The following is a 20,858-nucleotide window of genomic DNA, read 5'->3' as shown; positions in this document are numbered from 1 at the left end:
ACGGTGAACAGGCCCGCCAGCGCCGCGATGGTCGTCACCAGCATGGCCCTGGCCTGCACCAGCAGGCCGCCGGTGGCGTCGCGGACGACCTCGACGTGCTGGGTGATCCTGGCCACCCCGCTGGCGTCGGGGGTGTTGCGCGGCGGCGAACCGTCGTGCAGGACCCCGCGGACCACGGCCGTCACCAGCGCGTCCCGCATCGGCTCGACGACCTTGCCCAGCTGGTGCCAGACCAGCCGGGAACCCAGCGCGCCGAACAGCGCGACCACGCCGAACACCCCCAGCCAGCCCAGCCCGGCCTGGGGGTGGCTCGCGGCGAACCCCTCGTCCACCGCGAGCTCCACCAGCCGCCCGGACAGGAACGCCGGGACGCCTTCGAGCACGGAACAGCCGAGCAGGACGAGACCGCCCCGCCACTGCCCCGCGAGCGCCCCCCAGTACAGCTGCCGCACACTCACCGTTCGTCCCCGGAATCCGTTCGGGAACCCGCTCGCACGCCGGGCTCGCTGTCGGTGAACACGGCCCGGTAGGCGGCCTCGCGCCACAGCGCGGCATGCGAGGCGACCGCCCTGACCTGGCCTTCCTCCAGCCACAGGACCAGATCGGCGCGGGCGGCCGTGGTCGTGCGTCGGGTCACCACGATCCGGGTCCTGCCCGGCAGCGCGCTCTCGATCGCGCGCTCGACGGCCGCTTCGGTGACCGTGTCGAGGCTGGCCGTGGCGTCGTCGAGGATCAGCACCCGCGGGCTGTGCACGAGGGCCCGCGCGAGCCCCAGCCGTTGTGCCTCGCCGCCGGACAACGGCGTCTCGGCCAGCGGGGTGGCGTAACCGCCGGGCAGCCGGACGACGACGTCGTGCACCTGGGCCGCCTGGCACGCGCGGCGCACGGCGGTGTCGCCCGCCCAGGAGCCGTAGCCGACGGCATCGGCGACCGTGGCGCCCAGCAGCGCGGGCCGCTCGAAGGCGTACCCGACCACCGCGCGCAGCTCCTCGGGCCGCAGTTTGTGCAGCCCACGGCCGTCGAGCAGGACCTGGCCGTGGTCCGGGGCGGTCAGGCCGCCGAGCACGCCCGCCAGCGCGGACTTCCCGGCCCCGGACCGCCCGACCACGGCCAGGAACGTGCCGCCGGTGATCGTCAGGTCCACGTCGCGCAGTGCTTTCCCGAGAGTGGCTGTCCCAAGGGTGGCCTTCCCAAGAGTGACACGGCGGAGTTCGAGGGTGCCCCTGCCGGGCAGCAGGCCGAGCTTGCCGGGCTCGGGCACCGGCTGGTCGATGACCTCCAGTAGCCGCTCCGCGCACGACCGGGCCCTGGCCAGCGTCGTGAGCAGCGGGATCTGCGTGACCAGGCCCATCCCGAGTGCGACGTAACCGAGCGCGGCGAGCACGTCGCCGACACTGAGCCGCCCGGCCAGCACGCCGAACCCGGCGGCCGCCAGCACGGCCAGTTCGACGGCCGGGAGCAGCAGCGCGGCCCGCCACACCATGCGGGCCTGCGTGCGCCACATCCCGCGCCCGGCCAGGCTGAGTCGCGGCAACGGCCGGAGCACGCGTTCGGCTTCGCGGTCGGCGGTGCCCGAGGCGGCGATCGTGCGCAGGCCCGCGACGGCGTCGAGCAGGCGGGCGCCGAGTTCGCCGGACACGCGCTGATAGGTCAGGACGTCGTCGGCGGTTCGCTTGAGGTGGGTGCGCGCGAGCAGCAGCGCGAACGGGATGCTGCCGAGGAAGACCAGCGCGAGCCGCCAGTCGAGCAGCGCGAGTGCCACGATGGCGCCGGTCGAGATGAGCAGCGCCGCGCCGAACTGGACGACGATCGAGGTGATGGCGCCCGCGCGGACGCAGTCGCCGATCAGCCTGCTGATCGAGTCGCCATCGGCGAACTCCGAACGGGTGCCCAGCGCGAAGAGCCGGTCGGCGAGTTTGCGGCGCAGCCAGGCGGTGGCCTGGCTGGTCACGCGGGCCGCGAGGATGCCGCCCGCGATGTCGGCGGCGATCTCGGCCGTGCCGAGCACGAGCAGCCAGAGGACTTCTGGCCAGCTGCGACGCCCGGCGATCGCGGCGTCGACGGCGGCGGCGAGCGCGCCGGGCAGTAGCAGGGCCGCGGCGGTCGCGACGAGGGCGGTGAAGACGATGGCGAGCAGACGGGCGCGATCGAGGCGGGCCACCGAGATCAGCAGCCGATCGGCGGGACCCGCCATCTCACTCCTTCGAACGGGGTGCCGCCGGGGCGGCGCCGGGCGCAGAATGAGGACGCGGGAGCGGCGCACTTGGCCTGTGCCGCTCCCGCGTCCCCATCACTTGGCTACTAGCAGCTCACGAGGCTGAGCGTGCTGTTCGAGCAAGCGGCGAGCAGGCTCAGGTTGGACTGGCTGCCGCCACCGCCGCCGTGACCGCCGCCGTTACCTTCGAGGGCCTCAAGCGACTGCAGCTCCAGTACGAGTTCCATAATGGTGTTCCCTTTCTTTGAACTTATTCCGCCCGGCCGTCAGCGACCGGAGGTGTGGGGGGACGGCGTGCTGCCGAGGAAAGGCAGCACTTCGTGGCCGTCCAGGGTGGCGGCGAGCGCGAGCAGGACGCCCGCGCTGCCGGTGGTGACGTCCATCGACAACCGCAGCAGCTGGTTGCCGGGGAACGCGAGCCCGCCCTTGTACGGCACGGCGTGCCAGGCGAGGCGGGAAAGGTGCAGGTCGATGGTGTCCCGGACGTACTGCTCGGGTTCGCCGCCCAGTGACAACGCGGTCAGCAGGCCGGCGCGGCCGAACAGCAGCCCCGGATGGATGACGAACTCGCCGCGGCACGCTTCGCGCAGCCCGGGAAGGCTCTTGACCGACTCCGCTTCGGGAGCGTGGCGGGCGAGCTGTTCGGCGACCATCAGGATCCCGGCGCTGCCGAGTCCCGCGTACGGCAGCGTCCGCGTCTCACCGTCGCGGACCTGCAGCGACGCGTCGTCGGCGAGCACGCATTCCTCGAGGTCGCGCTGCAACGCCTGGTCGGCGAAGGCCAGCCAGCCGCGCTCGCGGGTGCGCTCGAACAGCCGGATGAACAGCAGCGCGGGCCCGGACCAGCCGCTGAGCAGCCCGGCCCGGCCGAACTTGCCTGGCGGGTCCGCTGTCTCCAGCGACTCGGCCAGCCGGACGGCCGTGGCGAGCGCCTGCCTGCCGAACTCGTTGTCACCGCGGCTCACCGCGAAGTGCAGCTGGGTCAGCCCGATCCCGGAAAGCCCGGCTTCGAGCGAGTGGTCGGTGGTCTGCTCGACCAGCGCGGCCGACGAGGACAGCAGCCGGGTCGCGGCCTTGCTGTGGCCGAGGTTCTCCAGCACGTACGCGATCCCGTGCGTGCCGTCGTAGAACCCGGGGCGGCCCGGCGGATCGCGGCGGACGGACTCCAGCAGCCAGCTTTCGTACTCGGGGAACCGCCCGGCGCCCGCGACGTCCAGCGCGTGCAGCACGCCGGCGGCGCCGAAGCCGAAGCACGCCCCGCCGACGCGGAACTGGTCGATGTCGCCGGGGAACAGCCGGTCGGTGCGCTCGGGGGTCGCGCTGGCGAGGATGGCCTCGGCGATCTGCTTGCGGACCAGCGCCCAGTCGGGTTTGTCGGCGTCGAGCTCGGTGCTGGTGATCGCCGGGCCCGCCGGCTCGGTGCGCGGAGCGAGCCCGGCGACGATGGAGTCGGCGTACCCCTCGGGGACGTCGAACCTTCGCTGCACGAAGTCGGCCAGACCGCGCAGCTTCGCCGGAGCGAGCTCCAGCATCGTGGTGAGCGGGAGGAGGATCCAGAGCCGCAGCGCGGCCAGTGCGTGTTCGTCGATCTCGAAGCCGGACCGGTCCTTCGGGGCCCGGAAACCCGGGGCGCCGAGGGCGGGCCGGACACCTTCGGAGACGTCGGCGGCCAGCTCGAAGTCGATCAGCGCGAGGGAGTCGTCGTCGAGATCGACCAGGATGTTCTGGCCGTGGAGGTCGCCGAACACGATCCCCCGCTCGTGCACGGCCCTGATCAGCTGCTCGACGCGATCCACCAGGGAAAGCGCCCGCTTGGTGTACGCGGCGAGCTCGGCTTCGTTGCTGTTCTGGCGGGTCAGCGGGTAGTTGCGGGCCAGCCAGGAGCCGAGCGAGACGCCGGGCAGGTACTCCATGGCGAGGAAGTGGTGCTCCCAGACGGTGAACCGGTCGTACACCTCGGGGATGCCGGGAATGCCCGCCAGCCGCTCGAGGATCGCGTGCTCGCGCCGCAACCGCTCGACGGCGTCGACGTGGTCGATGTCGAGCCCGGCGTGCGGCCGGGCCTCCTTGAGCACGACCTGGCGGCCGTCGGATTCGCGTTCGGCGAGATAGACGCCGCCGCCGTTGGAGAAATGTAACGAACTGGTCACGCGATACGGGAATGCCTCCGAGCTGCCGCTCTTACGAGCGGCGAGATGCGGCTTCAGGCAGTTCGGAATAGTCACCCAATCGGGTGTGGAGAACGTAGGTTCCCGCTTGTCGGGGACCAATGTGCCGTCCGGTTTGCGCACGGCCAGCACCCGCGAACCGTCCCACTCGACCCACTGCTCGGCGAATCCGCCGTAGCGCACATACAGCGGTCCCGCACCATAACGAAGATCACTGAGGATATAGGCGCCGTGCTCGCCTTCCAGCTCGGCGGACAGGTCCGCGAGAACCCGCTCGAACTCCTTGTCGTCACGCGGATAAAGAGTGACGAGCTTACCGCTCCCGTCGCGCGGGGCGTATTTGGAATTCCGCATCAGGAGCACGGAGGCCGACCGCAGGTGCTTGTAGGCCACCTGCTGCTCGACACAGTACACGTGCACCTTCCCGAGCACCCGCTCAGCGTTGTCCAAACCTGCGGAAACATGGATTTTCCAGCCCTGTGCAGGCAAGTTTCGAGCAACTGGACGCAACATCCGCCACACACCGCGCATCCCGGAGGTCCATCCCGAGGCGGGTTCCGGCAGGCCGGCGGCGAAATCGTCCTCGGACACTCCGGCATCCCGTTGTTCGTCGAAGAACAGCGGATCGGCGAAGCAGAACGCTTCATACCGGACGTCCATTGCGCAAAACCTCCTCGGTCATTCTCCTGTCGAACCCGGTCCGCTGACCTGAGCGCACTCTTCAGGGACGAGGAATATTCCCGCACGGCGGACAGGGTTGGGCCAATCCGCCATCCCGGGGGTTCAACTGGTCTAATCAGGGTAGACAAAAGTGTCACCTACCGCGAAGTAAGGAGACCCAGCGTGAGTTCTGACGAAATGGTAACCACCCGGTCGGGGTGTAACGGTACGAGCTCCTTACATCATCGCTGGTCCGTCCGGTGCATTCGAAAACGAGCCGAGTATTGGCGGAATGCCATTAAAGTCACTTGGTGATCTATTTTCACGTGCACGCGCACCTGCGTGAACGTTCTGGTCCACAAAGGACTGTCAAAGTGGTCCGGACCACGCTGCACACCTCGGCGCGATCCGGCCGCCCCGGCTGGTAGTACGTTTGACTCGAAAGTGGCAAAGGGAGGGAACCGGTGGTCTCGGGATTCGCGCTGGCGGTCGCGCTGTGCGCGCTGGCCGTCGCGCTGTGGAGCTTCACGCAGTCCGCGCGGAACAAGCTGCCCGACGCCCCCCTGCTGATCGCGCTCGCCGCGGTCGAGGTCCTGCTGGTCGCCCAGCTCGTGGTCGGCGTGGTGCTGCTGGCCGGCGGCGAGCGGCCGGGCAGTATGGCCACGTACCTGGCCTACCTGATCGGGTGCCTGGTGGTACTGCCGGTCGGCGCGTTCTGGGCGCTGGCCGAACGGAGCCGCTCCAGCACGGCCGTGCTGGGTATCGCCAGCCTGGCCATCCCGGTGATGGTGCTGCGACTGAACGAGGTGTGGAGTGGAGCAAGCGCGTAGGACGGCCACCGGGCCCGGCCGGATACTGGTGGCGGTGTACGCGATCTTCGCGCTCGCGGCCACGTCCAGGGCGGGCGTGCAGATCGGCACCAAGTTCCACGAGGCCCCGCTCGCGTACACCCTTTCGGCGTTCGCGGCGCTCGTGTACGTGCTGGCCACGATCGCGCTGGCCCGTGGCGGCCTGCGCTGGTGGCGCGTCGCGCTGGTCTCGTGCAGCGTCGAACTGCTCGGCGTCCTGACGATCGGCACCCTGAGCGTCATCGACAGCTCGGCCTTCCCACACGCGACGGTCTGGTCGGTCTACGGCGAGGGCTACCTCTTCATCCCCCTGGTCCTCCCCCTCGTCGGCCTCTACTGGCTGCGCCGCACCTCACCGGCCACACCCCCGCACCCTGACGCCCCCACCACTCCTTCTGATTGCCCCTGAAGGCCACCATCACGGCGTTTAACGCCGTGATGGTGGCCTTCAGGGGCAGTTCGACGGGTGGGGGTCAGCGGGTGGGGGCGCAGTCGAAGAGGACCCCGGCGTCCGCCGCCGCGGGGCCGATGCGGGCGGGCGGGACCGGCACGCAGTGCTTGGCCGCCCAGCCGATGCGCTCGCCGATGGCCGCTCCCTCGGAGCTCGCGCCGTCGCCGGGCGGTTTGGCGGACTGGCCGAGCTCGACGAACACCCGCGGCAGCAGCACGAACCGCAGCGAGCCGTCGGCGGTCCAGTGGCCCAGCTGCGGGAGCGACGGCGTCGCGTCGAAGCCCAGGTAGCCACCGAACGGCGCGACCCTGGCGTCGGTGTTGAGCAGGAACGGGTCGCTGCCGAAGCTGCCGCCCTCGACGGCCAGTGCGATCCGCGCGGCCGGGGCCTGCGCCTGGGCGTACGCGAGCACCTGCGCCTGGCCGGGCGTCAGCGTGTTCGCGGCCATCTTGTACCTCAGATAGGACGACTCCCTGTCTCCCGCGCCCGACGCCGACCGCAGCAACGCCGCCAGGATCCCGGTCAGGGCGCCGGACCCCGCCGGACCCGCGGTGGGGTCGGCGGCGTCGAGCACGGTCGGACGGCCCGCCGCGGTCTGGACCACGAACGCCGCCGGTCCCGCGATCACGGCCAGCAGGCCCGCGCCAGCCAGGACGACACCGGACCTCGTCAGCGCGGCGACGACCGCGACGAGCGCGATCCCGAGAACGCCGTAACGCAACCACGGGAGCCAGGTCGGAGTGCGGTCCAGTAGCACGAACGCGAACACCGCCGTCCCCGCCACGGCCAGTGGGAGCACCATCCTGGCCCGGCCGCCTTCGCGGTACCAGCGCCAGCCGGTCAGCAGCCCGGCGGCGGCGAGCGCGGCGATCGCCGGAGCGAGTTCAGCGGTGTAGTAGGCGTGGAAAATGCCGCCGGTGAAGGAAAAGACGGCCGCACCGGCGAGCAGCCAGCCGCCCCACAGCAGCCAGCCCGCGCGAGTGCGGGCGGCCGCGCCGCGAGCACGGAACGCGGCGACCACCAAGGCGCCGAGCGCCAGTGGGAGCAGCCAGGCGATCTGGCCGCCGATCTCGGTGTCGAACAGCCGCAGCGGACCAGGGGCGCCGCCGAGGCCGGTGCCGATCGAGGTGCCGAACGTGCCCATCGCGCCGTCCGAGCCGCCGAACAGCCGTGAGACCCCGTTGTAGCCGAAGATCAGCTGCCAGATCGAACCGTCCGCACTGCTCCCGACGTACGGTTTCGAGCCGGGCCACAGACTCACCAATGCGGGCCACGAAAGGGAAACCGCGAGCGCGACCACCCCGGCAAGCACCAGGTGGAGCAGCTTCTTGCCGCGAGCACCGGGCGCTCCGGCGAAGTACGCGAGGGCGAGGCCCGGCAGCACGATCCAAGCCGCGAGCATCTTGGCGAGGAAACCCAGCCCGACGAACACCGCGGCCCAGACGAGCCACTTCGCCCCGCCCGTCTCCACCGCCCGGGTGACGAAGTACGCGGCGAGCAGCAGAAGCAGCACCAGCAGCGTGTCGGCGACGTTGTCCCGGTTGATCGCGGCCGTGATCGGCGTCAGCGCGAACAGCAGCGCCGCGAGCAACGCGGTGCGCTCACCGGCCCAGCGCCGCACCACCCGGTGCAGCACGAACACCGCGGCGACCCCCTCGGCGACCTGGACCAACTCGATCGCCCACAGGTGGAACCCGAAGACCCTCACCCCGAGGGCCTGGACCCAGAACCCCAGCGGCGTCTTGTCGACGGCCACCACCCCGGCCGGGTCGTAACCTGAGAACAGGAACACCGACCAGTCGCGCGACATCGAATGCACGGCCGCCGCGTAGTACGGCTGCAGCGATCGGTCCCCCAGCCCCCAGCCCCACAAGAGGGCCGAGAGCAGCATGACGCCCCCGAGCGCGATCGGCTCCCATCGCACGACCTTCCGGTCGCTCCCCACCGCCGTCGTCGTTACCGCCGTCATGCCACTCCCGTCCCGTTCACCGTGTCCCCCGACGGGAAACGACGCTAACCAGGGCAGGCGCGGAACGCGTCCATCCCCGGTTGGAACGGTCTCCACCCGGCGCTTCCGGCTCTCCACCCCAGGGTTGAATCCGCTCGGAGAAAGTGTTGCCGCGCAAGGCTTTACGCCAAAGACAGGGGGGCGCGGCCATTGAATAGGTATGACTGAGTATTTTGCGCTGAACGGGGGAAGACCGGACAAAAAAGACTTTAGTCGGTTACTTCGACCGGGTGCGCGAACACAGAATTGGGGCCTCCCCACCGTTCTCCGCGGCTTATCCGGCCGCAGAAATGAGTGCACCCCCATGCGTATACGTACTCTCGCCCTGCTCATCGGCGGGGCCGTCACGGCCCTGCTCGGCACGACCGGGCCGGCCGCGTTCGCCGCCGAACCGGCTCAGGCGCAGCCCGCGATCATCGGCGGGCAGAACGCGTCCAGCGGGCCGTGGGCGGCCAGGCTGTTCGTCAACGGGCAGCAGAACTGCACCGCCACGATCATCGCGCCGCAGTACATCCTCACCGCGAAGCACTGCGTGAGCGGCAGCGGCACGTACACGTTCCGGATCGGCAGCCTGGACCAGTCGAGCGGCGGCACCACGGCCACCGGCTCGACCATCACCCGCTACCCCGGCGCCGCCGACCTGGCGATCGTCCGGCTCACCAGCTCGGTCAACGCCACCTACTCACCGCTCGGCACCAGCGGCAACGTCGCCGTCGGGCAGACCGCGCAGGTCTACGGCTGGGGCGCGACGAGCCAGTGCGGCTCGGAGATCAACTGCCAGTCGCGGTACCTCAAGTACGCCAACGTGCGGGTCAACTCGGTCAACTGCAGCGACTACACCGGCGGCGTCGCGGTGTGTGCCAACCGCATCGACGGCATCACCGCGGGCGGCGACTCGGGCGGCCCGATGTTCGCCTCCGGCCGCCAGGTCGGCGTCGCCTCGACGAGCGACCGCTCGAACAACACCGCGTACACGAACATCACCGTCTACCGCAGCTGGATCAAGCAGGTCGCGGGCGTCTGACCGAAGGTCCCTGAAGGCCACCTTCACAGCGTATTACGCCGTGAAGGTGGCCTTCAGGGGCAGTGACGGGTGGCCGCATCTAGGATCGGGGGCGGATTCCGCCAGCCCCGATTCGAGGACCTCCCCGTGAAGACCGACAACAGCCCCGCCCGTGGCACCCGAGACCTCCTGCCCGCGACGGTGGCGACGCGCGACCACGTGCTCGGCCTCATCGAAGGCGTCTACCGCCGCTTCGGCTACCAGCGCATCGAAACCCCCGCGCTCGAACGCATCGAGCGCCTGACCGGCGGACAGGGCGGCGAGAACGAGAAGCTGCTCTTCCGTATCCTCCGCCGCGGCCTCGACGAGCAGGTCGAGGCCGGGACCGAGCTCGGCGGGCTGGTCGACATGGGCCTGCGCTACGACCTGACCGTGCCGCTCACCCGGTTCTACAGCCAGTACCGCGCCGAGCTGCCGCAGCCGTTCCGGTCGTTCCAGTTCGGGCCGGTCTGGCGGGCCGAACGGCCGCAGAAGGGCCGGTACCGGCAGTTCTACCAGTGCGACATCGACCTGGTCGGTGAAGCGAGCGTGCTCGCCGAGGCCGAGCTGATCGAGGCCACCACCGAGGCGCTGGCCGCCGTCGGGCTGACCGGCGCGACCGTCCGCCTGTCCGACCGCCGGTTCCTGGCCGCGCTGGCCACCGAGGCCGGGGTGCCCGCGGAAGCGCAGCCCGGCTTCTTCGTGACCGTGGACAAGCTGGACAAGATCGGCTGGGCCGGGGTGACCGCCGAGCTGACCGGCGACCGCGGCCTGCCCGCCGAGGTCGTCACCTCGGCCAGGGACAAGATCGAGGCGCTGACCGACGTCCCCGCGGCGAAGGTGGCCGAGGTGCTCGCCGAGGTGATCCCCGGCCTGCCCGAGGCGGTCGCCGCGGACCTCGCCACCACCGCGGGCTGCCTTTCGGCGCTGCCCGCCGAGGTGAACTGGGCCTTCGACCCGACGCTCGTACGCGGGATGGGCTACTACACCGGGCAGATCTTCGAGATCACCCACCCGGACTCCGCCGGGTCCATCGCCGGCGGTGGCCGCTACGACGAGCTGATCGGCCGTTCGCTCGGCACCGAGGTCCCGGCCTGCGGTTTCTCGATCGGTTTCGAGCGCATCGTCGACCTCGTCACCGCGGTGCCCGCCCCCGAGCGGGTCGCCGTGCTCTTCGAGGCCGACGTCCCGGTCGCGCAGGCGCTCGCCACGGCGCGGCGGCTGCGGGAGCGCGGTGTGGTCGTCTCGGCGGTCCGGCGCAGCGGCAAGCTCCCCGCTCAGCTGACCCGCCTCGAGGGCTGGGGCTTCACCTCGTTCGTCCCACTGCGGCCCGGCCAGGACCCGGCGGCGCTGCCGGAGGAACGTCCGCTCGGCGCCCGCCGGTCCTGATCGGACCGACCCGGCTGTCCACAAGGGACATACGCGGCGAAGATCGTCCGGCGTCCCGGACAGCGGGACTACTGGCAGTTGGCCAGTAACATTCCGCCGGTCCCTGCCGACCATCTCCTCGGACCCTGCCGCAACCTGGCCAGGTAAGCCCGCTTTTTGCCTGGCGTTGGCTAGACTCCCCGCACGGCGAGACTGGGTGTGACGTCCACGGCAACACTGACTTGAGCCAGAGGAGGGTCAGGTGTTCGTGACGGCCGAACCACGCGGCGTGGCTGGTGTGGACCAGCGGCCCCGGCGAGCGCGCTACCTGGCGCGAGCGATCGTCACCCTGGTCTTCTGCAGCTTCTGCGTGATCGGCGTGCTGCATGTGGCGGCAGCCGGTTCCTCCTTCTGGGGGGTCATTGTCGGCCTGCTGGCCGCGGGCGCCCTGCTCGGGATCCAGCTCCTGTACTTCACCCGGCCGACGGTCGAGCTGCGCTCCCCGCGCGGTTACGCGCTGCTGGCGATCCAGGCCTGCCTCGTCTACCTGCCACTGCTGCCGTTCGGCCAGGCGTGGATCCCGCTGGCAGGGTTCCTGGCCGGGAGCATGCTGCTGGTGCTGCCCAGTCCGCTGAGCTGGACGGGCTACGGCCTGGTGGTCGTCAGCATGGGCGCCGTGCAGATGGCGGTGACCGCCAGCGCGCTGGACAGCTGGTACACCGTGGTGGCGGCCGCGCTCTCCGGCCTCTCCGTGTTCCTGCTGACCAGACTCGCCCGGCTGGTGACCGAGCTCTACAGCGCGCGCACCGAGCTCGCCAGGGGCGCGGTGGCCGAAGAGCGGCTGCGGTTCGCCCGCGACCTGCACGACCTGCTCGGCCAGAGTCTCTCGTCGATCACGTTCAAGGGCGAGGTGATCCACCGGCTGGTCCGTAAAGACCCCGACCGGGCGCGCTCGGAGCTGGTCGAGATCACCGAGATCGCCCGGCGTGCGCTGGCCAACGCGCGATCGGTCGCCCACGGTTACCGGAAACGGTCGCTGGAGCAGGAGTCGCGGGCCGCGCGGTCGGTGCTCGCGGCTTCCGACGTCGAGGCCCGGTTCGACCTCGACCAGACCGACCTGCCCGTGCAGATCCGGGCCGTGCTGGCGACAGCACTGCACGAAGGTGTGTCGAACATGCTGCGCCACAGCACGGTCGAACACTGCGAGGTCTCGCTCCACCGGTCGGGGAACACCGTCACGCTGGAGATGGTCAACGACGGGGCCGGGCCGGGTGACGCCGTCCCGGAACCGGGCAGCGCCGGTGGGCTGCGCGGCCTGACCACCAAGGTCGCCGCGCTGGGCGGCACGGTCACCGCCGGCCCCGCGCCGGGCGGCCGGTTCCGTCTCGACCTCGTCCTCCCGGTCCCGGAGGACACGCACACCGAGGACGCGCCGAAGGCGGAAAACCCGCCAGTCGACCTGTCGGGCCGGATGGCCAAGACGTTGCTCAACCTGGTGCTGTGCGGTTTTGCCCTGGCCGCCGTGCTGCACCTGCTGTACTTCACCGAAACCCCGTCGCACCTGATGCTGAGCGTCGGCTCCCTCACCGCCACGCTGGTGCTGCAGCTCTGCTACTTCAGCCGTCCGACAGCACGGCTGAACTCCCCGCTGAGCTACGGGCTCCTGGTGGTCCAGGGGTGCCTGATCTACCTGCCGCTGTTCGAGGTCGGCGCGCAGTGGGTGAGCCTGCCCGGCCTGCTGGCGGGCAGCGCGCTGCTCGTCCTGCGCCCGTCGCTGGGCTGGACGGTGGTCGTCGCGACGATCGTCAGCAACGTCTGGATCCGCGGCGGCTTCACCGCGGCGCCCGGCGACATCCCGTTCAACGTGCTGGCCACGATGAACACCACCCTGCTGGTGTTCGGCCTCAGCTGGCTGACCCGGCTGACCACCGAGCTCGACGCGACCCGGCTGCGGCTGGCCGAGGTGGCGGTGGCCGAGGAGCGGCTGCGCTTCGCCCGCGACCTGCACGACCTGCTGGGGCTGAGCCTTTCGGCGATCGTGCTGAAGACCGAGCTGGCTGACCGGATCCTGCTCGCCGACCCCGTCCGCGCGACCACGGAGCTCGAGGAGATCCTCGTGCTGTCCCGGCACGCGCTCGCCGACGTGCGGTCCGTCGCCACCGGCTATCGCGAGCTTTCGCTGGACAAGGAGTCGGAGTCCGCGGAGGCCGCGCTCATCGCCGCCGACGTGCAGGTGCAGATGGAACTGCGGTACGGCGAGCTGCCGACGCAGGTGCGCACGGTGCTCGCCGTCGTCCTGCGTGAAGGGGTCACGAACGTGCTGCGGCACAGCAAGGTCGAACTGTGCGAGATCGCGGTCCACCAGACGGCGGATTGGGTGTCGCTGGAGATCGTCAATGACGGCGTCGGCGACGACCACATCGAACGGCGTCCCCGCTCCGCCGAGGGCGGCAACGGGATCCGCAACCTGTCCGACCGGGTGGCCACCCTCGGCGGCGAGCTCACCGCGGAACGGGAAGCCGACGGCCGCTTCCGGCTGCGGGCCGTCGTCCCGGCGTAGCACCGGGCGTCAGAGCCAGCCGGACTCGCGGGCGATCCTGATGGCGTCCACCCGGTTGCGCGCCTTGGACTTCGACACGATCGTCGTGAGGTAGTTCCGCACGGTCCCGGCGGAGAGGTGCAGCTGCCCGGCGATGTCCTCGGGCCCGGCGCCGGTGGCGACCAGCCGCAGGACCTCGAGCTCGTGCTTGGTCAGCGGGCAGTCGACGCTCTCCCACGCGCTCATCGCCAGGTTGCCGTCGAGCACGCGGCGGCCGGCCGCGACCTCGCGCACCGCCCCGGCCAGCTCGCCTGCCGGGGCGTCCTTGAGCAGGAACCCGCCGACCTTCGCGGCCAGCGCGCGCCGCAAGGTGCCGGGCGTGCCCAGGCTGGTGAGGATCAGCGTGCGGCACTCGGGGAGCAGTTCGTGCAGTTCGGCGGCGGCGGTCAGGCCGTCCTTGTGGGGCATGTCGACGTCGATGACGGCCACGTCGGGTGCGGCCGCCCGCGCGGCGGCGAGGATTTGGTCGCCGTCGGCGACCTCCGCGACCACCTCGATGTCCGCCTCGAGCCGGAGCAGCGCGACCAGGGCACCGCGGACGATGTGCATGTCCTCGGCCACCAGGACCTTGATCATTGTGAGACGCCCTCCCGCTGGCCACAACTCCCCCGGGGCATGTCTATCACTCCGGGATGGGGCGAGGGCAGTCAGTCCCAGACCGTGGCCGCCGGCCCTCGCCCGGACCTCGTGCCGAACCCGGATACGCCATTCGGGAATACCCGATCGAGTGACAACAGAAACCGGCCGTCCACCGCGAGGGGGCGCGGGGACGGCCGGTTTCTTCGGTGCCGCGGGAAAAGTATTCTTCACACCGCGGGAGCACGGCCGGAGAATCGACGACGGGGTTTCTTCCGAATCAGTACATCCGGAAAAACGCCGATATCAGGCCGGGCCTGCTTCGCTATGCGGCTTCGGCGACCGGGGCCACCCGGCAGAAGGTCGCGGTCGGGTACGCCTGTGCGGACGCACCCTGGTCGAATCGATCGATCACCAGGTCGACGCGGGATTCGAGCAGATCGGCGGAAAAGCCGATCTTGGCAAGGAAAGCGGCGGAGTTGTCAGATACGGTCATGTGAACGCTCCCCAGCGTAGCGGTAAATCGTGCTGTCGAAAGCAATTTTCCGCTTGGCGGGCCTCGTTCACCAGTGCCCCCCGCACTTCACCGATATGGCTTTCGCATACTCCTTTCGGACCTATCGGGGCACCTTTTTACAGAGACGGCATGTCACCTATCCCCCTAGTCGACGTCGGCCGCTGACCTGGCGCGACCGGCCGACAGCGGACCGACAGCCACCGTCGGTGACGACCGGTTACGCCAGCCGAAACAGGGAAAAAGGAACCCGTGCGCGCGATACCGCGAGGCCATCGCAAAGACACGGGAATTAATCACTATTCCGCACATGAATTTTTCATAAATCGACGCACAGATATCCATAGATACCGGTGCACCAAGCACTTCAGAAGAAGTGACCCCGGACACTACTGTGTACGACATCGGCGATGCCGAATTCCTATCCCTCCTTCGAAAGGGCGGCACAATGGATGAGATCGTCCGGCGCGCCGTCGAGCGGGCCATCTGGACCATGACGGAGAAACTCGGAGAACAGCTCACCATCGACGACATGGCACGCTCGGCGATGTTCAGTAAGTTCCATTTCTCCCGGGTTTTCCAGCACGCCACCGGCGTGTCACCAGGACGCTTCCTTTCCGCGATGCGACTGGCGGAGGCCAAGCGCCTCCTGCTGTCGACCAAGATCAGCGTCGCCGACATCAGCCACCGCGTCGGCTACAACAGCGTCGGCACGTTCAGCACCCGCTTCAGCAGCCGCGTCGGCGTTTCGCCCACAGCTTACCGCCAGTTCAGGGGCCTGGTGCCCGGGATCTCGACGAGCTCGCCACAATCCAGGAGCACACTTTCGACCGTGGTGCGAGGACGGGTGCACGCCCCGGACGGCGATGTCGGGCCTGTGTTCGTCGGGCTCTTCCCGAGCCGGATCCCCGAAGGGCGGCCTGTGCGGTACACGGTGCTTGAGGCGCCTGGGGCTTATGTGTTGCCGGATGTTCCCGAGGGTAGCTGGCATCTGCTCGCGCACTGCGCGAACACTGACGCCGCCGGGCTCGGGGGCGGGTGGGACCACCCCCGGTATGTGGGCTGTGAGGGGCCACTGGTGGTTCAGCCCAGCGTGGTGGCGCGGCTGGTGGACATCGGGCTGCGGCCGGTGCGGGCTTTTGATCCCCCCGTGTTGCTGGCGCTTCCGGACCCGCGGGGTGGTTCGGCTCGGCTCTTGGCTGGTTGAGGGCTGTGGTTGGGTCCTGTGGTGTGGGTTGTTGCTGGCGCTCGGCGGCGGTGCGGGTTGGTGGTTGCGTCCTGAGGTGCGGTTAGAAGCCTGTGTTTTTTGGCCAGCGCGCTCACAAACTCGCGCCGCCAGGTCGCCCCAACTTCCAGCGTAAGTGCGGGTTTTGCTTTAAGGGGGGCGACCTACCGTCGCGAGTTGGGGCGGCCTGGCGGCCGCGAAAGAGGGCGCGCGGCGGTGAAGTCTCCCCTCGCAGGGCTCGCGGAGACGCTGTGGCTGGGGCGAACGGCTGGGGCTGGGTTTTTGTTGTTGGTGTTGGGGCGGGCTGGGTAGGTGGGTGGGGTTTGACTGTCCCTGAAGGCCACCATGAGGGCGTTAGAGTCCGTCAAGTGGCCTTCAGGGACTTGGCGCTTGTGGGGGTTGGGGGGGTTGGGGGGGTTGGGGGGTTAGAGGTGGGCGGATAGGGCGGTGTAGCCGATTTTGTGGAGGCGGCGGCCGGATTCGGCTGCGTAGGCCTTGTTGTAGTGGATGCCCAGGCCCTCGACCATGCGGTTCATGAGTTGAACAGGGCGCAGACCAGGACCGCGCTGTGCAGGGCCGCTTCGTCCCAGCCCGCTTCGAAGACCGCGTCGGCGTCTGCCTGGGTCATTTTGGCTGGGGTGCGGGTCAGTTTGGCCACGTAGCGGAGGACTGGTTTCAGGCGGTCGTCGACCGGGGAGGCGTCGAGGTCGGTCAGGGCCTCGGTGAGGAGGCCCTCCGGGACGCCGAAGGCTTCCGCGGTGTGGGTGTGGATGCCGTGGCAGTAGTCGCAGGCGTTGGTGCCGGATACGTACGCGGCGATCAGTTCGCGCTCTCCCGCGGTGAACGGGGAGGGGGCTCGCATCACCAGTTCGTGGTAGTCCAGTAGCGGGCCTGCGGTGTCCGGGTAGGCCTGGAACACTTGCAGGAGCGTGGTTTCAGCCGGGAGCGACTTCAGGTAGGACATCGCGGGGTTCCCTTCCGGAGACGAGCTTGTCGACGTCGTCGCGGCGGAGCCAGCAGGCCGCCAGGTAGCTGAGTGAGGCGGGGCCGGTGTGGTCCACCGAGCGGCTCACAATGCGCATCGCCCGCTCCCAGACCTTTCGCAGCGCGCCGCCGTCGGCCACCTCCGGGCCGGGGAGGGAGCCGCGGACGGAGAGCCATCGGGTGACGCCCAGTTCGACCAGGCCGGGGGGCTTCAGGTGGTCAAGGGAGCCGTGGCGGATGCGGTCCACGGCCAGGGTGACCAGGGCCGGGTCGTCGGCGAGTGAGGCCAGGCCGAGGCCGGCCAGCAGTCGCCCGGCGTCCTGGCCCAGGAGGATCACGCCCTGCTCGGTGGCCGGGTCGTCGTCGATCGCGGGCAGCGAGAAGCGGGTGTCGTGCGGGCTAGACATGCGCGGCCACCTGGTCGGGGAGGCCGGGGATCGGGGCGGCGCAGCCGTCTCGCAGGCCCGCTGCGACGGCCGCGGCGACTCTCGCCGTCGCGACGCGGTGGCCGTCGATGTTGCGGGCCGCCGGGCCCAGTGCCATTCCGGCCGCCGCGCCGACCGCGAACACGCGGGGCGCCCGGCGGTAGGCCAGGGTGCGGTCGTCGAGGTCTGGCCAGCCGTCACGGGCGGCGACGGCGGCTTCGGGCAGGAGTCCTTCGCCGATCGACGGGGCGGTCCCGATGGCCAGCGCGACCCGGTCGCCGATCACCTGTTCGCCGTCACCCAGTCGGACCACCGCGCTGTCACCCGGGACGTCGTGCACCCGCTCGACGGTGCGGCCGCGGTGCACGACCAGGCGGCCTGCCGCCTCGGCCTGCTGGAACCGTGGCCGGAATTCGAACATCACCGACGCGCGGCGGAACCGGTTCATCAGCTCGAGCCGGTCGTCCCATTTCACCCTGCCGAACCGGGCCCGGCCCTCTGGCCGGAAGAAAGAGGAATTGACGTCGGCGCATTGGTAGCGCTCGACGTCTTCGCGGACCACCCAGTGCACCCGCGTGCCCTCGGCGAGCGCGTTCGTCACCAGATGGGCCGCGGTGAGCCCGGCGCCGACGACCACCAGCTGCCCCGCGCCCGCGGCCGCAGGCTCGTCCCAGTACCCGACGCGGGGTGGCGGTGCGCCGCCTCCCCACCACTCGCGCGGCGCGAGGCGGCGCTCTTCGCCGGTGCACAGCACGACGAAACGGGCGTCCACGGCGAAAGTGTCGGTACGGACGGTGACAGCGTCGGCGGCCGGGCGGACCTCTCGTACGGTCGCGCGCCGGTATCGCTCGTCGACGTGGTGCCCGGCGATGATGTGCCGGCAGTAGGCCTCGAACACGTCGACCGGGACCACCGAACGGTGCCCGGCCTGGGCCATCCGGACCTCACGGCGTTCCACCGGAGTGAGCAACGACCAGTGCAGGCGGGCGAAATCGAGCAGCTCGCAGTCGCGATACCCCTCGACACCGGGGTGGTGTTCGTAGGGCGAGCGCAGGATCCGTTGTCGCAGCAGGTCTATCCGGGCGAAGAACCGGCCACACGGCTGATCGGCGCTGTCGAGCACCAGGACGTCCTCGACGCCGTGGTGCCACAGCGCCGAGGCCACGGCGAGCCCCGCGGGCCCGCCGCCGACGATCACGGCGTCCACCGCGGCGGGAACGGGCGCGGTGCCCACGCCGGGGACGGGCAGGTGCGGCCAGTGCCGCCCTCGTGGCGAGTCCAGCAAGTGCGGTTCGGGCACGAAGGTGATCACCGGGGCCGCCGTCAGCCGATGACGGTGACCGGGACGATCAGTTCGACGACCGGCCGTTGCCGCATCCCGTCGCTGATCAGCTGCTCCAGCGTCTGCGCGGACTGCTCGGCCGTGTCCGTCGCGATCGGGCTGTAGCGCGAATAGGCGTATGTCGGGCGGCGGCCGGTGGTCTCCAGGGTGTACACCTTCAGCACCGCTTCACCGGGGCGGACCTCACCGTCGTAGAACGTGAGGCGCCGCTGGTCCGGGGTCATGAACGACTTCGAGAACTGCCGCGACAGCACGAGAGTCTCTTCGTCGTTGACGAAGGTGGAGTCCTCGTCCGTGACCACCTGCATCGCGACCCAGGTCTGGTCGGTCAGGTTGGTCTCGGACTTGATGATCTGCCAGCGGCCGGGCTCCGGCAGGTTGACGCAGACCGAGACGTCGTGGTCGGTGGTGTCGATGGCGCCGGAGATCATCAGCACTCTGCGTCGAACATCGGCCACTCCGGCCATTTGAATGTCGCGTGCCCTTACTCGGCTGGAAACATCCAATCCAGGAAATTCCGGAGATGACATGACTGTGTTCTCCTCACCTGCCCGGCAAAGCCTCCCAGTTTACTCGCGACCAGAGAATTTCACACGGGCACGGCGGTGTCAAGCATCCGTCCAGGCTACGAAAGTGGCATCTGACCAGGCATTGCACCGTCGATCGGCCCGATATAGGCTATGCCGAACGAATCCGCGTGATGCAGGCTTATCTGGGTGACAAGATCAGATTTCACCAGCACCAGGAATTGCTGGGGAAGCTCGTCTTCTTCCAAAATGTCATAAGTGAGGAAAACGGATCCGTCGACCACCGAGAAGAGCGCTTTGTAGACCACGTTCTTGTCGGCTTGGCAGGCGGAACCCGACCAGTGGTCGAGGACCTGCAGACCGGAAACGAGCCGGATGCCGTCGCTCACCCCGCGGCCTCCTCCCAGGCTTCGTGAATCACTCTGATGTTGCTCAATCAGTATGTGCCCGATCCACGGCCGGAGTCTTCTTCGGTCTTGCTATTCGCCCTGGTGACAAGGGGTTTTGCCGGTGAAGGACGGGCTTTTCCTTGCGCTGGAAGGAGGTCACGGCCCATCGAGTCGCAACGGATGAGTTGCCCCGGCCGGGCCCCGCGAGGTGTGCTGGAGCCGGGGAAAACCCTTGAGCGGCAACGCTGCGGGAGCAATGATGACCGAGCACCTTGACCCATACGAACTCTTCGCCGAAGACGACTGGGACGTCGCGCGCCCCGAGAACTGGCCGGAGGTAACGGAGATGACCCTGCGGAAGTCCTACGGGACCGTCCCCGCCGACGAGTGCGGCCCGCGATGAGCGCGGCCAAGCGCCAGCGGACCTGCGCCTGCTGCGGCACGCCCTTCCGTGACGGCCAGCGCACCGAGGTCGAGCCGTTCATCGACGACGCCATCCGCTACCTGGCCGTCCTTCCGGGCCACAGCACCTACCCGCCGCGGCCCGTCCGCCGGCTCGTGCCCCGCGCGGGCCCGGAGACGCCGCCACTCGCCGACGCGGCCTGACCGGCCCACTTTCGCGGGCGCGGGCATTGCGCGTACGCGGGTATCCCGCGTACGCAACGACCACAACGTGTCGACGAGTTGCGAGTGTGCGGACAACGGGTACGCGGGATTCCTTACGCCGCCTGGTCGTCGCTCTGGGCCAGGCGCGCGCGGTGGTCGGCCTCGATGTCGGCGGTGACGTCGCTCCAGCGGATGCCGTGGCCAAGGCGCGGGAACGTCGCGATCGGCGGGTCAGACTCGGCGGCCGGGGGCCGGAGCACGCGGACGGGGGCGGGGAGTGGCTCGTTGCCGGTCATCGTCAGACCTTTCCGAGAGGGACGGCCGACGGTGCTCACGCCGTCGCCCGTGCTTGTTTGTCGAAGTGGTAGTAACCGCCGCCGTAGAACACCAGCGCGTCCTGGGCGACACCGCAGCTGGAGCTGACGACCTCGCCGAGGAAGATCGAGTGGTCCCCGGCCTCGTACGACCGGGACAGCTCGCACTCGAGCCACGCCAGCGACCCGCCCAGCAACGGCGCGCCGGTGCGCGGCCCCGGCTCCCAGTCGACCGGGTCGAACTGCGCGAGTCCGGCGGGCCGCCGCCAGTCGGCGAAGTACCGCGCCAGCTCGCGCTGGTCAGTGGCGAGGATCGAGACCGCGAACGAACCCGCCGCCTCGATCGCCGCGTGCATCCTGGCCGCGCGGGACACGCAGCAGAGCACCATCGGTGGCTCCAGCGACACCGAGCTGAACGCGTTGGCAGTCATCCCGTGCCCGTGTTCGCCACCCGCGGTGAGCACCGTGATGCCGGTCGCGAACCGCGCCATGACCTCGCGCAGCCCGGCTTGTTCGGACAGCCGGGTCCGCCGGGGCGGCGGCGGGTTGAGCCGGGTCACCACGGGCCGTTCGGAGGGTTCGCCGCCGAAGGTCACG

Annotated in this window: 21 protein-coding genes and 1 pseudogene; 8 read left to right on the top strand and 14 right to left on the bottom strand. The window is 69.8% G+C overall.

Going from position 1 to position 20,858, the window contains the following annotated elements:
• The 4 genes and pseudogenes from QMK34_RS16905 to lanKC form a co-directional block, all read right to left on the bottom strand.
• A pseudogene (locus QMK34_RS16905) lies at positions 1-458 on the bottom strand (ABC transporter ATP-binding protein); the annotation flags it as partial.
• A complete protein-coding gene (locus tag QMK34_RS16900) occupies positions 455-2,194 on the bottom strand; it encodes an ABC transporter ATP-binding protein (RefSeq protein ID WP_326414955.1) in 1,740 nt (579 codons plus the stop codon). The pseudogene QMK34_RS16905 and the gene QMK34_RS16900, both read right to left, overlap by 4 nt.
• Positions 2,195-2,301: 107 nt before the next feature.
• Complete coding sequence (locus tag QMK34_RS16895) at positions 2,302-2,442, bottom strand: SapB/AmfS family lanthipeptide (protein ID WP_326414954.1); 141 nt, start codon at positions 2,440-2,442, stop codon at positions 2,302-2,304.
• A gap of 39 nt (positions 2,443-2,481) precedes the next feature.
• Positions 2,482-5,043 (bottom strand): class III lanthionine synthetase LanKC, encoded by a 2,562-nt coding sequence (lanKC, locus tag QMK34_RS16890; RefSeq protein WP_326414953.1) that lies wholly within the window; start codon positions 5,041-5,043, stop codon positions 2,482-2,484.
• Between the two features lie 464 nt (positions 5,044-5,507).
• On the opposite strand from lanKC, the gene QMK34_RS16885 reads away from it, so the two are divergent.
• Together QMK34_RS16885 and QMK34_RS16880 are read left to right on the top strand one after the other, a co-directional pair.
• On the top strand, positions 5,508-5,873 hold the full coding sequence (locus QMK34_RS16885) for a hypothetical protein (RefSeq protein WP_326414952.1): 366 nt from the start codon (positions 5,508-5,510) through the stop codon (positions 5,871-5,873).
• A 22-nt stretch (positions 5,874-5,895) separates the two neighbouring features.
• Positions 5,896-6,300 carry a hypothetical protein gene (locus QMK34_RS16880; protein WP_326414959.1) on the top strand — a complete coding sequence of 135 codons (405 nt, stop codon included), beginning with the start codon at positions 5,896-5,898 and terminating at the stop codon, positions 6,298-6,300.
• 64 nt (positions 6,301-6,364) lie between these two features.
• Here QMK34_RS16880 and QMK34_RS16875 read toward each other — a convergent pair whose 3' ends face one another.
• Entirely contained in the window at positions 6,365-8,311 is a 1,947-nt protein-coding gene (locus QMK34_RS16875; protein WP_326414951.1) for an ArnT family glycosyltransferase, read from the bottom strand.
• 343 nt (positions 8,312-8,654) lie between these two features.
• Here QMK34_RS16875 and QMK34_RS16870 point away from each other — a divergent pair, with 343 nt between their 5' ends.
• From QMK34_RS16870 to QMK34_RS16860, 3 genes are all read left to right on the top strand, one after another.
• Entirely contained in the window at positions 8,655-9,374 is a 720-nt protein-coding gene (locus QMK34_RS16870) for a S1 family peptidase (RefSeq protein ID WP_326414950.1), read from the top strand.
• Between the two features lie 126 nt (positions 9,375-9,500).
• Positions 9,501-10,781: a histidine--tRNA ligase gene (gene hisS / locus QMK34_RS16865; protein WP_326414948.1), complete on the top strand. Its 1,281-nt coding sequence runs from the start codon at positions 9,501-9,503 to the stop codon at positions 10,779-10,781.
• A gap of 247 nt (positions 10,782-11,028) precedes the next feature.
• Complete coding sequence (locus QMK34_RS16860; RefSeq protein WP_326414947.1) at positions 11,029-13,320, top strand: sensor histidine kinase; 2,292 nt, start codon at positions 11,029-11,031, stop codon at positions 13,318-13,320.
• A gap of 9 nt (positions 13,321-13,329) precedes the next feature.
• Here QMK34_RS16860 and QMK34_RS16855 read toward each other — a convergent pair whose 3' ends face one another.
• Positions 13,330-13,935: a response regulator transcription factor gene (locus QMK34_RS16855; RefSeq protein ID WP_326414946.1), complete on the bottom strand. Its 606-nt coding sequence runs from the start codon at positions 13,933-13,935 to the stop codon at positions 13,330-13,332.
• A gap of 325 nt (positions 13,936-14,260) precedes the next feature.
• Positions 14,261-14,431: a hypothetical protein gene (locus QMK34_RS16850; RefSeq protein ID WP_326414945.1), complete on the bottom strand. Its 171-nt coding sequence runs from the start codon at positions 14,429-14,431 to the stop codon at positions 14,261-14,263.
• Between the two features lie 466 nt (positions 14,432-14,897).
• Between QMK34_RS16850 and QMK34_RS16845 the strand changes: the two genes are divergently transcribed.
• Entirely contained in the window at positions 14,898-15,656 is a 759-nt protein-coding gene (locus QMK34_RS16845; RefSeq protein ID WP_326414958.1) for an AraC family transcriptional regulator, read from the top strand.
• Between the two features lie 550 nt (positions 15,657-16,206).
• Here the strand turns inward: QMK34_RS16845 and QMK34_RS16840 are convergent.
• From QMK34_RS16840 to QMK34_RS16820, 5 genes are all read right to left on the bottom strand, one after another.
• On the bottom strand, positions 16,207-16,638 hold the full coding sequence (locus QMK34_RS16840; RefSeq protein ID WP_326414944.1) for a carboxymuconolactone decarboxylase family protein: 432 nt from the start codon (positions 16,636-16,638) through the stop codon (positions 16,207-16,209).
• Positions 16,610-17,065: a DUF6187 family protein gene (locus QMK34_RS16835; RefSeq protein WP_326414943.1), complete on the bottom strand. Its 456-nt coding sequence runs from the start codon at positions 17,063-17,065 to the stop codon at positions 16,610-16,612. The genes QMK34_RS16840 and QMK34_RS16835 overlap by 29 nt, the downstream gene beginning before the upstream one ends.
• Positions 17,058-18,395 (bottom strand): FAD/NAD(P)-binding protein, encoded by a 1,338-nt coding sequence (locus tag QMK34_RS16830; protein ID WP_326414942.1) that lies wholly within the window; start codon positions 18,393-18,395, stop codon positions 17,058-17,060. Before QMK34_RS16830 ends, QMK34_RS16835 begins: the two co-directional genes overlap by 8 nt.
• A gap of 11 nt (positions 18,396-18,406) precedes the next feature.
• A complete protein-coding gene (locus QMK34_RS16825) occupies positions 18,407-18,892 on the bottom strand; it encodes a DUF6423 family protein (protein WP_326414941.1) in 486 nt (161 codons plus the stop codon).
• Positions 18,893-19,050: 158 nt separating this feature from the next.
• A complete protein-coding gene (locus tag QMK34_RS16820) occupies positions 19,051-19,341 on the bottom strand; it encodes a DUF6235 family protein (RefSeq protein WP_326414940.1) in 291 nt (96 codons plus the stop codon).
• Between the two features lie 259 nt (positions 19,342-19,600).
• On the opposite strand from QMK34_RS16820, the gene QMK34_RS16815 reads away from it, so the two are divergent.
• Entirely contained in the window at positions 19,601-19,744 is a 144-nt protein-coding gene (locus tag QMK34_RS16815) for a hypothetical protein (protein ID WP_326414939.1), read from the top strand.
• Positions 19,741-19,947: a hypothetical protein gene (locus QMK34_RS16810; RefSeq protein WP_326414938.1), complete on the top strand. Its 207-nt coding sequence runs from the start codon at positions 19,741-19,743 to the stop codon at positions 19,945-19,947. Before QMK34_RS16815 ends, QMK34_RS16810 begins: the two co-directional genes overlap by 4 nt.
• 113 nt (positions 19,948-20,060) lie before the next feature.
• Here the strand turns inward: QMK34_RS16810 and QMK34_RS16805 are convergent, their stop codons facing one another.
• On the bottom strand, positions 20,061-20,243 hold the full coding sequence (locus QMK34_RS16805) for a DUF6222 family protein (protein ID WP_326414937.1): 183 nt from the start codon (positions 20,241-20,243) through the stop codon (positions 20,061-20,063).
• Between the two features lie 35 nt (positions 20,244-20,278).
• Positions 20,279-20,857, bottom strand: a complete 579-nt coding sequence (locus QMK34_RS16800) for a flavin reductase family protein (RefSeq protein ID WP_326414936.1) — start codon at positions 20,855-20,857, stop codon at positions 20,279-20,281.
• Between the last annotated feature and the right edge of the window lies 1 nt (position 20,858).

This window comes from Amycolatopsis sp. H20-H5, from assembly GCF_035828755.1.
Classification (GTDB): domain Bacteria; phylum Actinomycetota; class Actinomycetes; order Mycobacteriales; family Pseudonocardiaceae; genus Amycolatopsis.
The sequence above is the reverse complement of the archived record's forward strand: the minus strand, read 5'-3'. Positions and strand labels throughout refer to the sequence as shown.

Coding starts and splice junctions, on each gene's coding strand:
- QMK34_RS16835 (WP_326414943.1), bottom strand. CDS start 17,065: ATGTCTAGCCCGCACGACACCCGCTTCTCGCTGCCCGCGATCGACGAC.
- QMK34_RS16870 (WP_326414950.1), top strand. CDS start 8,655: ATGCGTATACGTACTCTCGCCCTGCTCATCGGCGGGGCCGTCACGGCC.
- QMK34_RS16855 (WP_326414946.1), bottom strand. CDS start 13,935: ATGATCAAGGTCCTGGTGGCCGAGGACATGCACATCGTCCGCGGTGCC.
- QMK34_RS16900 (WP_326414955.1), bottom strand. CDS start 2,194: ATGGCGGGTCCCGCCGATCGGCTGCTGATCTCGGTGGCCCGCCTCGAT.
- QMK34_RS16840 (WP_326414944.1), bottom strand. CDS start 16,638: ATGTCCTACCTGAAGTCGCTCCCGGCTGAAACCACGCTCCTGCAAGTG.
- QMK34_RS16850 (WP_326414945.1), bottom strand. CDS start 14,431: ATGACCGTATCTGACAACTCCGCCGCTTTCCTTGCCAAGATCGGCTTT.
- QMK34_RS16895 (WP_326414954.1), bottom strand. CDS start 2,442: ATGGAACTCGTACTGGAGCTGCAGTCGCTTGAGGCCCTCGAAGGTAAC.
- QMK34_RS16845 (WP_326414958.1), top strand. CDS start 14,898: ATGGATGAGATCGTCCGGCGCGCCGTCGAGCGGGCCATCTGGACCATG.
- QMK34_RS16875 (WP_326414951.1), bottom strand. CDS start 8,311: ATGACGGCGGTAACGACGACGGCGGTGGGGAGCGACCGGAAGGTCGTG.
- QMK34_RS16815 (WP_326414939.1), top strand. CDS start 19,601: ATGACCGAGCACCTTGACCCATACGAACTCTTCGCCGAAGACGACTGG.
- QMK34_RS16825 (WP_326414941.1), bottom strand. CDS start 18,892: ATGGCCGGAGTGGCCGATGTTCGACGCAGAGTGCTGATGATCTCCGGC.
- QMK34_RS16810 (WP_326414938.1), top strand. CDS start 19,741: ATGAGCGCGGCCAAGCGCCAGCGGACCTGCGCCTGCTGCGGCACGCCC.
- lanKC (WP_326414953.1), bottom strand. CDS start 5,043: ATGGACGTCCGGTATGAAGCGTTCTGCTTCGCCGATCCGCTGTTCTTC.
- QMK34_RS16805 (WP_326414937.1), bottom strand. CDS start 20,243: ATGACCGGCAACGAGCCACTCCCCGCCCCCGTCCGCGTGCTCCGGCCC.